Source organism: Paenibacillus sp. NRS-1781, assembly GCF_050467745.1.
Classification (GTDB): Bacteria; Bacillota; Bacilli; order Paenibacillales; family Paenibacillaceae; genus Paenibacillus; species Paenibacillus terrae_A.
Map to the genome: position 1 here is coordinate 60,369 of NZ_JBITPI010000027.1, position 12,514 is coordinate 72,882.

At 47.0% G+C, this 12,514-nt stretch carries 10 protein-coding genes; 9 read left to right on the top strand and 1 reads right to left on the bottom strand.

Annotated elements, in window-relative coordinates; translation table 11 throughout:
• The first annotated feature begins 5 nt into the window (after positions 1-5).
• The 3 genes from lepA to ACIFO6_RS11505 all read left to right on the top strand — a co-directional run bounded on the left by lepA (position 6) and on the right by ACIFO6_RS11505 (position 3,966).
• On the top strand, positions 6-1,820 hold the full coding sequence (gene lepA, locus ACIFO6_RS11495) for a translation elongation factor 4 (protein ID WP_430040804.1): 1,815 nt from the start codon (positions 6-8) through the stop codon (positions 1,818-1,820).
• A gap of 326 nt (positions 1,821-2,146) precedes the next feature.
• A complete protein-coding gene (hemW, locus tag ACIFO6_RS11500; RefSeq protein ID WP_430040805.1) occupies positions 2,147-3,334 on the top strand; it encodes a radical SAM family heme chaperone HemW in 1,188 nt (395 codons plus the stop codon).
• Positions 3,335-3,489: 155 nt separating this feature from the next.
• Complete coding sequence (locus ACIFO6_RS11505) at positions 3,490-3,966, top strand: N-acetyltransferase (protein WP_014282525.1); 477 nt, start codon at positions 3,490-3,492, stop codon at positions 3,964-3,966.
• An 83-nt stretch (positions 3,967-4,049) separates the two neighbouring features.
• Here the strand turns inward: ACIFO6_RS11505 and ACIFO6_RS11510 are convergent, their stop codons facing one another.
• Positions 4,050-4,610: a hypothetical protein gene (locus ACIFO6_RS11510; RefSeq protein WP_430040806.1), complete on the bottom strand. Its 561-nt coding sequence runs from the start codon at positions 4,608-4,610 to the stop codon at positions 4,050-4,052.
• Between the two features lie 264 nt (positions 4,611-4,874).
• Here ACIFO6_RS11510 and hrcA point away from each other — a divergent pair, with 264 nt between their 5' ends.
• From hrcA to dcuR, 6 genes are all read left to right on the top strand, one after another.
• Positions 4,875-5,906 carry a heat-inducible transcriptional repressor HrcA gene (gene hrcA / locus ACIFO6_RS11515; RefSeq protein WP_044645111.1) on the top strand — a complete coding sequence of 344 codons (1,032 nt, stop codon included), beginning with the start codon at positions 4,875-4,877 and terminating at the stop codon, positions 5,904-5,906.
• 180 nt (positions 5,907-6,086) lie between these two features.
• Positions 6,087-6,656 carry a nucleotide exchange factor GrpE gene (grpE, locus tag ACIFO6_RS11520; RefSeq protein ID WP_430040807.1) on the top strand — a complete coding sequence of 190 codons (570 nt, stop codon included), beginning with the start codon at positions 6,087-6,089 and terminating at the stop codon, positions 6,654-6,656.
• A gap of 86 nt (positions 6,657-6,742) precedes the next feature.
• Positions 6,743-8,587 carry a molecular chaperone DnaK gene (dnaK, locus tag ACIFO6_RS11525; protein WP_430040808.1) on the top strand — a complete coding sequence of 615 codons (1,845 nt, stop codon included), beginning with the start codon at positions 6,743-6,745 and terminating at the stop codon, positions 8,585-8,587.
• Between the two features lie 251 nt (positions 8,588-8,838).
• Entirely contained in the window at positions 8,839-9,969 is a 1,131-nt protein-coding gene (gene dnaJ, locus ACIFO6_RS11530) for a molecular chaperone DnaJ (protein WP_430040809.1), read from the top strand.
• A gap of 144 nt (positions 9,970-10,113) precedes the next feature.
• Positions 10,114-11,784: a DcuS/MalK family sensor histidine kinase gene (dcuS, locus tag ACIFO6_RS11535; RefSeq protein ID WP_430040810.1), complete on the top strand. Its 1,671-nt coding sequence runs from the start codon at positions 10,114-10,116 to the stop codon at positions 11,782-11,784.
• Positions 11,777-12,484, top strand: coding sequence for a two-component system response regulator DcuR (gene dcuR, locus ACIFO6_RS11540; RefSeq protein ID WP_430040811.1), 708 nt, complete (start codon positions 11,777-11,779; stop codon positions 12,482-12,484). The genes dcuS and dcuR overlap by 8 nt, the downstream gene beginning before the upstream one ends.
• Positions 12,485-12,514 lie beyond the last annotated feature (30 nt).

Here is a 12,514-nt window from a genome sequence, read left to right on the forward strand (position 1 = left end):
AAGGCATGACTGACATTTTGGCAAGACAACGTAAAATTCGGAACTTTAGTATCATTGCACATATAGACCACGGTAAATCCACGCTGGCTGACCGGATTTTGGAATACACCGGTGCACTGACATCCCGTGAAATGCAGGAGCAAGTGCTTGATCAGATGGATCTGGAACGGGAGCGCGGGATTACAATCAAGCTCCAGGCAGTGCGACTCACTTATAAGGCCGATGACGGCGAAGAGTACATTTTGAATCTGATTGATACACCGGGGCACGTCGATTTTACGTATGAGGTTTCCCGAAGCTTGGCGGCCTGCGAAGGTGCCTTGCTGGTTGTAGACGCGGCACAGGGCATTGAAGCACAGACGTTGGCTAACGTATATTTGGCGTTGGACAACAATTTGGAGATTCTGCCGGTGCTTAACAAAATTGATTTGCCAAGTGCCGATCCTGAACGGGTGAAGCAGGAAATCGAGGATGTTATCGGCTTGGATACGAGCGAGACTGTACACGCATCGGCCAAAGCTGGAATCGGTATCAAGGAAATTTTGGAACAGGTGGTCAGAAGCGTACCTGCTCCGCAAGGAAATCCGAATAATCCGCTGAAGGCGCTTATTTTCGATTCGCATTATGATCCATATAAAGGCGTTATCGTGTATGTTCGCGTCGTGGATGGCAGCATCAAGGCTGGTTCTAAAATTAAAATGATGGCGACCGATAAAACGTTTGAGGTTATCGAGGTAGGAGCCTTCATGCCACGTATGAGCATCGTGGACGAGCTGAACATCGGTGATGTTGGTTTTATCGTTGCCGGGATCAAGCATGTGGGCGATACGCGTGTCGGGGATACGGTGACGGATGCCAAAAATCCAACAACAGAACCGATGCCGGGCTATCGGAAAATTAATCCGATGGTATATTGCGGGCTGTATCCGATCGAAACATCCGAGTATAACGATCTGCGTGAGGCGCTCGAAAAGCTGCAACTGAACGATGCTTCGCTCAGCTTTGAGCCGGAAACATCAAGCGCGTTGGGCTTCGGATTCCGTTGTGGTTTCCTCGGTCTGCTTCATATGGACGTTATTCAGGAACGGATTGAACGCGAATTTAACATCCCGCTGATTACGACAGCGCCGAGTGTTATTTACCGCATTAAGCTGACGAATGGCGAAACGATCCAGATCGATAACCCGTCGAATTACCCGGAAGTCGGACGAATTGAGCATGTGGAGGAGCCTTACGTAAGAGCAGGCATTATCGTGCCTAATGATTACGTAGGTACAGTTATGGAGCTTTGCCAGACCAAGCGCGGTGAGTATGTGACCATGGAGTATCTGGATACGACACGGGTAACGATTACGTACCAGATTCCACTGTCCGAAATCGTGTACGATTTCTTTGACCAGCTTAAATCCAGCACCAAGGGCTACGCCTCCTTCGATTACGAAATTTCAGGCTATCGCCAGTCTAATTTGGTGAAAATGGATATTATGTTAAACGGCGAACAGGTTGATGCGTTATCGTTCATCGTCCACAGAGATCGCGCTTACCATCGCGGACGTATTATTTGCGAGAAGCTGCGTGAGCTGATCCCACGCCAAATGTTCGAGGTGCCCATTCAGGCATCTGTCGGTACGAAGGTTGTAGCACGTGAAACCGTTAAGGCAATGCGTAAAAACGTCCTGGCCAAATGCTACGGCGGCGATATTTCCCGTAAACGGAAGCTGCTTGAAAAGCAAAAAGAGGGCAAGAAGCGCATGAAGCAAGTGGGTAACGTAGAAGTACCACAGGAAGCATTTATGGCAGTACTGAAAATAGATGAGTAAAGCTGCTTGAAACAAGCAGCACCGTATTCAATTAGGTACATCACAAAACGTGAGTATGGATTGAATACGAATAAGTATCAACAGTATGACCCCGTAGTAACTGAGGTACACACTCTGTAATGTACCTCAAGATACTGCGGTCCGCTTGTTCCCAAGCTTTATTCGTCCATTCTTTCATGTGGCCATTTGCCGTGCATGAAGAATGGACGTTCTTTATTTGAGCAAGCTATTCAAGATGGAGTGAAAGAATGATCCATACACGGAGCGATCTTCCACCTCAACCGCCCTTTTTTCACCTCACCTCAACACTGACAAGGAGGATCGGTATGACCGCATCCATACACAAACATGAACATTCATCCGCGCCTCAAGCGGTTTATCTGCATATACCTTTTTGCACGAACAAATGCTTTTACTGTGACTTTAACTCTTACGTGCTCAAGGATCAGCCTGTTATGGAATACCTGTATGCACTGGAACGGGAGATGGAGCATACAGTTCGTCTTCACCCGCCAGGTGAAATTAAAACTATTTTTGTCGGGGGTGGAACACCAACAACGCTGAATCCGAAGGAAATGGAATATTTCCTGAAAAGCGTCCGTACCTACTTCCCGAACTGGTCGGAAGATATTGAGTTTTCCATGGAAGCCAATCCGGGCACAACTGATTTTGAGAAGCTCACCGTGATGAAAGAAGGCGGTGTAAATCGGCTGAGCTTCGGCGTACAGGCTTTTCAAAACGAGCTACTTACGGGTATTGGTCGAATTCATAATACAGATGATGTTTATCGTAGTTTGGAAAATGCACGCAAGGTCGGATTGGATAATCTGTCGATTGACCTGATGTTTGGTTTACCGAATCAGACCGTAGAAATGCTGCATGAAAGTGTCAGCCGGGCGCTGGAGTTGGGACTTCCTCATTACTCCATCTACAGCTTGAAGGTCGAAGAAAATACGCTATTCCATACGCTGTACCAGAAAAATCAGCTTCCGCTTCCTCATGAGGACGACGAACTGGAAATGTATTTGCTCCTGATGCGTCGCATGAAAGAGGCTGGCTATGAGCAGTACGAGATCAGCAATTTCGCGAAACCAGGTCTGGGGAGTAAACACAATATGACCTACTGGCGTAATGAGGACTATTATGGTCTCGGCGCAGGGGCGCACGGATATGTTGGCAGAGAGCGCCATATGAACATTAAGGGCATTAATCCTTATGTGGAGGCTACCCGTAACGGACTGCCGCGTCTGGATAGCTTTGAGGTGCCAGCGGCCGAAGCGATGGAGGATTTTCTCATGGTCGGTTTGAGAATGCTGGAAGGTGTCTCGAAGTCCCGCTTTGAGGCTCAATTCGGTCAGTCACTGGAGGATACATTTACGGCCCCTCTCGGAAAAATGCTGAATGCGGGATTGATCGAGCTGGTCGAGGACGGTTATCGTCTGAGCGAACGCGGTATTTTGTTCGGAAATGATGTATTTGCGGAGTTCATCGGTTCCATTACCGTAAATTCATAAGTCGTAGCTTCAAACGGTACATTTGCACACTGTAAGCGGGGATGTTCATTTTATAACACAATTCTGTCACGGCAGGGTAAATGAAGTATTGCGATTCTATGCGCAATGTTGTATATTTATTCATTATATGCGGCAAGCGGCAGGAGGAGAGCAAGATGGCTTCAGTGTGTAAAGATGTATTGTGCAGAAGTGCGGTTCCTGAGGATGTGGAGCCTTTATACCAAATGATTAGCGGCTATGCGGAGCGGGGAATTATGCTTCCACGTTCAAGGGAAGTGCTTATGCGCCAACTGGAGCTGTTTATTGTGGCAGAAGTGGACGGCGAAGTCGTCGGTTGTGGTTCTTTATGCAAACTGGGTGATGATTTGGTAGAGATTCGCTCACTTGGTATTTCTGAGGGACATAAAGGCATGGGCATCGGCTCCAAGCTTGTAGAGGGCCTTATTATAGAAGCACGGCGGCAGCGTATCCCTAAAATTATGGCTTTGACCTACGAGGTCTCCTTTTTTATAAAAAACGGGTTTGATGTGGTAAACAAAGAGATTTTCCCTGAGAAGGTATGGACTGATTGCATTAACTGTAGTAAACAAAACAATTGTGATGAAATTGCGGTGTTGAAAATGCTGAACTGACCTGAGAATGATCAGGTCAGTTCGTTTTTTATTGGATCGAGATTGTATCTGCTCGTGGTAGATATAAGCTGTAATTGCTTGTCTCATTTTTGGGAATTTTCAAGATACCGCCACATCAGCTTGTGATGAGGGTCAAGTTTTGCTGGTATATCTTCAAGTGTCCTTATTGTATCTTCATCACTTTCATTATTATAAAGGTGAAATGAACCATCCAGAGGAATATCGTGTCTGTATTTATACAAGGCTACCACATATTTTTCTTTCGCTCCCGTTCGGTAGGTATTAAAGGAGGGTTTCTCCAAATCGGCTGGGAGTGATTGACCATAGTCGTTAATTGCTGCAATACTATCGTTTATTTGCTGGGGGATACTTGGGCTGAACTCTTGTGGATACAAGGAAACAGTAATTCTTAGGGTAAGTAGGACTACGACCAATAAAAAAATAATGTAAAACACGCTATAAAATTTGCGGATCAAAAAAACGGTCAAACCAATAAGGGCAGCGTTAATCATAAAAATAAACGGTAGCATAATAACTCTTCCCAACCCCGTGTATGGAAACAACTCAATCAAAAGGTAAAACATACAGAGAGTAGGCAAGAGCGCAATCAGTGCATTGATAAAGCTGCGACGATTTGTTCTCAACCAGCTTCCTCCTTATTTTACAGTAGAGCTCAATATATTATAGAGAATAAGAAGCGAATTTTCTATATTTTTCTTGAAAGATTTATAAAAACGGTTTTGTTGTCCTCAGTGATGAAATCATGGTATTGAAAATACGGATCTGACTTGACAATGATCAGGTCGGTTTGGTATTTTTGTATTATCAGTTAGCACTCATCGCGAACGAGTGCTAATGATTCCATTGAACGATCATGCTATTATGGATAAACAAAAGGGGGGATTCGCTTGTTAACCGAACGTCAGAGACTCATTTTGAATGCGATTATTGATGACTACATTCGTTCGGCTGAGCCAGTGGGTTCCCGCAGCATATCCAAAAGGCAGGATGTCGGATTTAGCCCCGCCACGATCCGTAATGAAATGTCGGATTTGGAGGAACAGGGCTATCTGGAGCAACCCCATACTTCTGCGGGACGCATCCCGTCTCATAAAGGCTACCGCTATTATGTGGACCATTTGGTACCACTGGATACGCTGAAGCCTATGGAAACGCGGGAACTAAAAGCCTTTTACGCCGAAAAGCTGAATGCAATGGAACAAGTAATCCAGCATGCATCTGGTATTTTGTCCCATATGACCAATTATACTTCCATCCTGCTTGGGCCGGAGGTTTTTCATACTTCATTGCGTCATTTTCAGCTATTGCCACTCAACGAAACGACGGCTGTAGCGATTATCGTGACCAATACCGGTCAGGTGGAGAACAAGACAGTGGATATTCCGCCGGGAATTTCGATTTCTGAGATGGAGAAGGTCGTGAATTTGCTGAACAGTAAGCTGGTCGGCGTGCCGATTTATCAGCTGAAATCACGTCTTTACACTGCGCTTGGTCAGGAAATGGAGAAGCATGTATCTCATTTTGAGGACGCTATGAAAGTACTGGATAAAGCACTGGATAATGAATCGGATCAGCGCTTGTATTTGAGCGGTGCGACGAACATGCTAAACCAGCCTGAATTTAAGGACGTTGAAAAGGTCAAACATATTCTCGATCTGCTGGAGGAAACACCGACGCTGCTTAAGCTGATGACGCCTGTCGCCGGAGCGCCCGAAATTCAAGTCCGCATCGGTACAGAAAATGATCATGAGGCGTTTGCCAATTGTAGCCTGATCACCGCGACATATGCGGTAGATGGCGAAGCGTTGGGCACAATAGGTATACTGGGCCCGACACGGATGGAGTATGCGAGAGTTATCAATATTTTGGGCATCCTGTCTAAGGATTTGACCGCAATGCTTACGCAGCGGTTTAAATAAAATAAGACTGCACATGTTGCGGTTCTACATGTTCCGCGCCGGGATACGGTATGTATTCTGCGCGGGTGCATTGCTGCGTGTTTTTGCAAAGTAACAGCAACTTGAAATGAAGTGCAGCAAACAAGTTTGAATACAAATATGAATGTAATGGTAGTTATGACTTGAAGGAGGTGAAACATTTTGAAGGAAGAACAAGCGTTCCAAGAAGAAAAACAACAAAATGTAAGCACAGAGGAAGCCACTGAGACGAGCCAGCAGGAAGAGCCGGTGAACGAAGCGGCAGCACTGGAAGCCCAAGAGAGTGATACAGAGCTGGCTAAGCTTCGCGTGGAGGCGGAAGAGCACCAACAGCGGTTTTTACGCGCACAGGCGGATTTCGATAATTTTCGTCGTCGTACGCTGAAAGAGAAAGAGGACCTTGCCAAATATGCATCTATGAAGCTGGTTACCGAATTGGTACCTGTTCTGGATAACTTCGAGCGTGCGCTGGCAACAGCACCGCAAGGAGAGGCTGAGTCATTCACCAAAGGTGTGGAGATGATCTTCCGTCAGTTTGAGAGCGTGCTTCAGGCTGAGGGAGTAACGGCCATGAATGCGGTGGGTCAACCGTTTAACCCTGATTTCCATCAGGCCATTATGCAGGTGGAAATCGAAGAGCATGAGGAAGGCATCGTCGTTGAAGAGGTGCAAAAAGGATACATGCTGAAGGACAAGGTGCTTCGTCCGGCTATGGTAAAAGTGAGCATGTAGCTTTTTTAATATACATTAGCAACACATCTTTGGTTTTAACTATTTCGGCCTGAGGGCCTCGTATATACAGAAGGAGGAATTGTCTGATGAGTAAAGTAATCGGTATTGACTTAGGTACAACCAACTCTTGTGTGGCTGTTATGGAGGGCGGCGAAGCCGTTGTAATTCCAAATCCGGAAGGCGCACGCACAACCCCTTCGGTTGTTGGTTTCAAAAAGGATGGAGAACGTACTGTAGGTGAAACAGCAAAACGCCAAGCGATCACAAACCCGGATCGTACAATTATGTCCATCAAGCGTCACATGGGTACAAACTATAAAGAAAACATTGACGGCAAGGAATACTCCGCACAAGAAATTTCTGCTATGATTTTGCAAAAGCTGAAATCCGATGCTGAAGCTTACCTGGGACAAACGGTAACTCAAGCCGTTATCACGGTTCCAGCTTACTTCAATGACAGCCAACGTCAAGCAACCAAGGATGCAGGTAAAATCGCGGGTCTGGAAGTGCTGCGTATTGTCAACGAGCCAACAGCAGCTGCACTGGCATACGGTATGGAAAAATCCGAAGACCAAACAATTCTTGTTTATGACCTGGGTGGCGGTACATTCGACGTATCCATTCTGGAACTGGGCGACGGTTTCTTCGAAGTTAAAGCGACAAGCGGCGACAACAAGCTGGGCGGCGATGACTTCGACCAAGTGATTATTGATTACCTCGTAACGGAGTTCAAAAAAGATCAAGGTATCGACCTGAGCAAGGATAAAGCAGCTGTACAACGTTTGAAGGATGCGGCGGAAAAAGCGAAAAAAGAGCTGTCCGGCATACTGACAACGACGATTTCCCTGCCGTTCATTACGGTAGCTGACGGCGTTCCACAGCATTTGGAGTTGAACCTGACTCGTGCGAAATTTGAGGAATTGTCTGAAGGTCTGGTAGAACGTACTTTGGGACCTACTCGTCAAGCGATGAAAGATTCAGGCATGAGTGCCAGCGACATCGACAAAATCGTTCTGGTCGGCGGTTCCACACGTATTCCGGCTGTACAGGAAGCCATTAAGAAACTGACAGGCAAAGACCCTCATAAAGGCGTAAACCCTGATGAAGTGGTAGCTTTGGGTGCCGCAGTTCAAGCAGGCGTACTGACAGGTGATGTGAAAGACGTCGTTCTCCTCGACGTAACTCCACTGTCCCTCGGTATTGAAACCGCAGGTGGCGTATTCACTAAAATGATCGAGCGTAACACGACAATCCCTACGAGCAAATCGCAGGTGTTCTCGACGTATGCCGACAACCAGCCTAGCGTGGAAATCCACGTATTGCAGGGTGAACGTGAAATGGCAGCAGGCAACAAAACGCTGGGCCGTTTCCAACTGGGAGATATTCCTCCAGCACCACGCGGTGTACCGCAAATCGAGGTTACCTTTGATCTGGATGCCAACGGTATCGTGAACGTATCCGCTACAGATAAAGGTACAGGCAAGAGCCAAAAAATTACGATCACATCCTCCAGCGGCTTGAGCGACGAGGAAGTAGAACGTATGATGAAAGACGCTGAGCTGCATGCGGAAGAAGATAAAAAACGCAAAGATCTGGTAGAAGCGAAAAATTCTGCGGACCAACTGATTTACTCCGTAGACAAAACGATCAAGGATCTGGGCGAAAAAGCGGATGCAGGCGAAGTCGAAAAAGCGAATGCAGCTAAAGAAAATCTGCAAAAAACGCTGGAAACTGACAACCTGGAAGACATCAAAAAGGCTACTGAAGAGCTGACTGAGATCGTTCAGCAGTTGTCCGTGAAGCTGTATGAGCAAGCTGCTCAAGAAGCACAGGCTCAACAAGCTCAAGACGGCGCAGCAGACAGCAAAGGCCGCGATAATGTGGTTGACGCGGACTATGAAGTTGTTGACGAAGACAAGAAGAAAGACTAAGCTACGGATCGGGTAGTGGTAGTAGCATTACGGTACACCGGTGCGTTATAATATACTGAATGAAAAGAAGCAGCGTAGCTGCCTTGATAAATAACGATTAGCCGAAGGGTATCAGTTATTTTCAGAATAAATAAGCATATTACGGATTGTACTGCCTTGAAATGATGGGAAGGTCAAAGCCGGGTCATCCCGTGCCTTTGACTTTCCTTTTATATGTAGTGCAGACACGTTGTAGGCATGGGGGTGGAACATTGGCTGATAAGCGCGATTATTATGAGGTGCTGGGCGTCGCGAAGGGCGCTTCGGATGAAGATGTTAAAAAGGCTTACCGTAAGCTGGCGCGTCAGTATCATCCGGACGTGAACAAGGCTGCGGACGCGGAAACCAAATTTAAAGAAGTGAAAGAGGCTTATGACATTCTCAGTGATGGTCAGAAGCGGGCAAGATATGATCAATATGGTCATGTAGACCCGAATCAGGGCATGGGAGGCGGCTTCGGTGGTGGAGCCGACTTTGGTGGCGGATTTGGCGATATTTTTGATATGTTTTTTGGTGGTGGCGGTAACGGTCGTCGTGATCCGAATGCACCGCAGCGTGGCAATGATCTTCAATATACGATGACGATCGAATTCAAGGAAGCCGTATTCGGCAAGGAAACCGACATTAACATTGAGCGGACGGAAACGTGCGATACGTGTCACGGTACGGGAGCCAAAAAGGGTACTCAACCACAAACCTGTTCCGTCTGCCACGGTAGCGGACAAGAAGAAGTGGTACAGAATACACCGTTTGGCCGAATGGTTAACCGTCGCGCCTGCTCGAACTGTGGCGGTTCTGGTAAAATCATTAAAGAGAAATGTACCACTTGTAGCGGTTCTGGCCGTGTGCGCAAGCAGCGTAAAATTCATATCCGCATTCCGGCGGGTGTGGATGACGGCGCGCAAATGCGTATCAATGGTGAAGGCGAAGGCGGTGTCAACGGAGGACCGGCAGGTGATCTGTATGTCGTTTTCCGTGTGAAGTCGCATGACTTCTTTGAGCGTGAGGGAGACGACATTTACTGTGAAATTCCGCTGACGTTTTCGCAGGCAGCGTTGGGAGATGAAGTCGAAATTCCGACGCTGACCGAGAAAGTGAAGCTGAAAGTTCCAGCTGGTACACAAACAGGAACATACTTCCGTCTTAAGGGCAAGGGTGTACCAAAACTTCGTGGCGTAGGTCAGGGTGACCAGCACATTAAGGTGGTTGTGGTAACGCCTAGCAAGCTGAGTGAGGAACAGAAGGAATTGCTGCGTCAGTTCTCTTCGCTTAGTGGTGAGCAGACACATGAGAATGAGCAATCCTTTTTTGACCGTGTGAAGCGCGCCTTCCGAGGCGACTAAGCCAGGGTAGACTCGCGGAGCATCAACCATGAATCGGAGGGAACTGTTCCGCCATTGCGGAGTAGTTCCCTTTTTTTATGCAAATTCACGTAAACACATACATAACCATTTTTGTATAAACATATGGACTATTTAGCTTTAAACATGATGCATGAAAGGGTGAGTTCTATCAAAGAGTCACAGCCTAGGCAGCGTCGGGGGAAGTCGCTATTCAAGCTCAGAGGGCTGATTACGTTGCTGGTTTGTCTGGTTATGGCGCTGGTGCTCCTGCCTGTAACTTTGTTATTTGCCGAGAGAGTTGAGCATGAAACCGAAATGGGACTGGAGGAAAAAGCGATGTCCATCGCACGTACACTTTCCCATACGCCGCTTGTTATTAAGCATTTGCAGCAGTCTGATTCGTCTTCCTCCATGCAGAAGTATGTGCAGAAGGTTTCATCTGCTAATCATGTTCAGTTTATCGTAGTTATGGATATGAAGGGCATTCGCAAAACACACCCGGATCCCAGGATGATCGGCAAAGCCTTTGCTGGTGGAGATGAATACACTGCACTTCATGGTCATGAGAGTGTATCTGTTGCGAAGGGAACATTGGGCTTGTCCATGCGCGCTTTTTCTCCCGTATTCAGCTCGACGGGGAAGCAGCTGGGAGCGATTGTCGTCGGTATATCCATGCAAGATGTACTGAGGGCTCAGGGAGGCAATTACCGCCTTATTGCTATCGCCATTGGCGTAGGAATGTTAATCGGTGCCGGAGGGGCTGTTGTGCTGGCCCGTAAAATCAAAAATATGCTGTTTGGTCTGGAGCCACCGGAAATCGCACGTTTGCTGGAGGAACGCAACGCTATGCTGCAATCCATTAAGGAAGGCGTCATTGCGGTGGATGAATCCGGACGTGTTATGTTAATGAATGCGGAAGCGATTCGCCTGCTCAGGCAAGCGGGAATTGAGGATATCTCGTCTTCAGGGCAGGAGATTAACGCTTATTTGTCCGCTTTTCGATTACAAGAGGTTTTGGCGGCAGGCACTCCACGAATGGATGAGGACATGGAACTGGGGGGAATAACCTTGCTCACCACCAGTGTTCCGATCCGGGTCAAAGGGGGAATTGTGGGTGCAATTGTAACTTTTCGGGATAAAACGGAGGTAAACCAGCTTGCCGAACGTTTAACTGGAGTGTCCCTGTATACGGAGGCGCTGCGTGCACAGGCTCACGAATTTATGAACAAGCTGCATGTCATTATGGGGATGGTACACTTACGAATGTACGATAAACTGGAGCATTACATCTTGGATGCCGTTGAGCATCACCAAGTGGAGATTGGCTCGATTACCCGGCAGATAAGGGACCCAGTGATGGCGGGCTTTGTTTTGGGGAAATTAAGCCGGGCCAGAGAGGTGGGTGTGAGCTTCGAATTGACTCCGGGCAGCTATTTGCCTGAATCTGCTTGCACCCAAACCATTCATGAACTGATAACCATTCTGGGGAATCTGTTTGATAATGCTGTGGAGGCAATGGAATCTTTGGAGCACAAGCGGATTATCTTGACGCTTTATTATGAGGAAAATCAGAAGAACGGCTGTCTGACATGTGTAATAAGTGATAATGGACCTGGTGTACCGGAACCTCTCGTAGAGGCAATATTTGAAAAGGGATTTTCGACCAAGGGAGAGTCACGGGGAATGGGGCTTTATCTGGTAACGCAAAGTGTGAAAAGATTAAAAGGAACCATAAAGCTGATTCCGGCTGAGCAAGGGTGCTGTTTTCAGATTAAGATTCCATACACCATAATGGGGAATGATGAACATGATTAATGTCTTAATTGTAGAAGATGATCCGATGGTTGCCGAGTTTAACCGCAAATATACGGAGCAGGTGGAGGGCTTTCGATGTGGAGGCTGGGCTACTTCCGTGGAAGATGCCAAGGAATTTCTGGAAGAACAAGCAATTGATCTGATTTTGCTGGATGTGTATATGCAGAAAAGCAATGGACTTGATTTGCTGGCTTTTATTCGTGAGACAGGAATCAATGTGGATGTCATCGTGATTTCGGCTGCAAGCGATATGAACAGTATCAAAAAAGCGATGAATTTCGGCGCGGTGGATTATTTGATTAAGCCGTTTCACTTTAACCGTTTTCTGGAGGCGCTCACGGGTTATCGGGAGCATGTTAGTATCGTGCGTGAGCGTAGCTTGCTTTCGCAGGAGGAGTTGGATCGGCTGCTTTATCATAAAAGCTCGACTAAAGAGCTGGCCCGGCTACCCAAAGGAGTAACCAAATCCACGCTGGCCATGATATGGAACTGTATCCGGCAGCATGAAGCGATGCTATTTTCCACCGAGGATATTGCGGAGGGTGCAGGGATATCCAGAGTATCTATGCGGAAGTATCTTGCTTTTTTGACGGAAATTGAGGCACTTGCCATGGAAACCATATACGGCACCATTGGACGACCTGTTTATCAGTATCGAATTTTACCGCAGGCAGAGGAAATCATGGGCGGTTATATTTAAGCTCTCTTTTTGATTACTTTAATTACAAAA

Bases quoted from the DNA above. Each gene is read 5' to 3' on its own strand.
- lepA (WP_430040804.1), top strand. From the start codon at position 6: ATGACTGACATTTTGGCAAGACAACGTAAAATTCGGAACTTTAGTATC.
- ACIFO6_RS11505 (WP_014282525.1), top strand. From the start codon at position 3,490: ATGGCTTCAGTGTGTAAAGATGTATTGTGCAGAAGTGCGGTTCCTGAG.
- dcuR (WP_430040811.1), top strand. From the start codon at position 11,777: ATGATTAATGTCTTAATTGTAGAAGATGATCCGATGGTTGCCGAGTTT.
- dcuS (WP_430040810.1), top strand. From the start codon at position 10,114: ATGATGCATGAAAGGGTGAGTTCTATCAAAGAGTCACAGCCTAGGCAG.
- hemW (WP_430040805.1), top strand. From the start codon at position 2,147: ATGACCGCATCCATACACAAACATGAACATTCATCCGCGCCTCAAGCG.
- dnaK (WP_430040808.1), top strand. From the start codon at position 6,743: ATGAGTAAAGTAATCGGTATTGACTTAGGTACAACCAACTCTTGTGTG.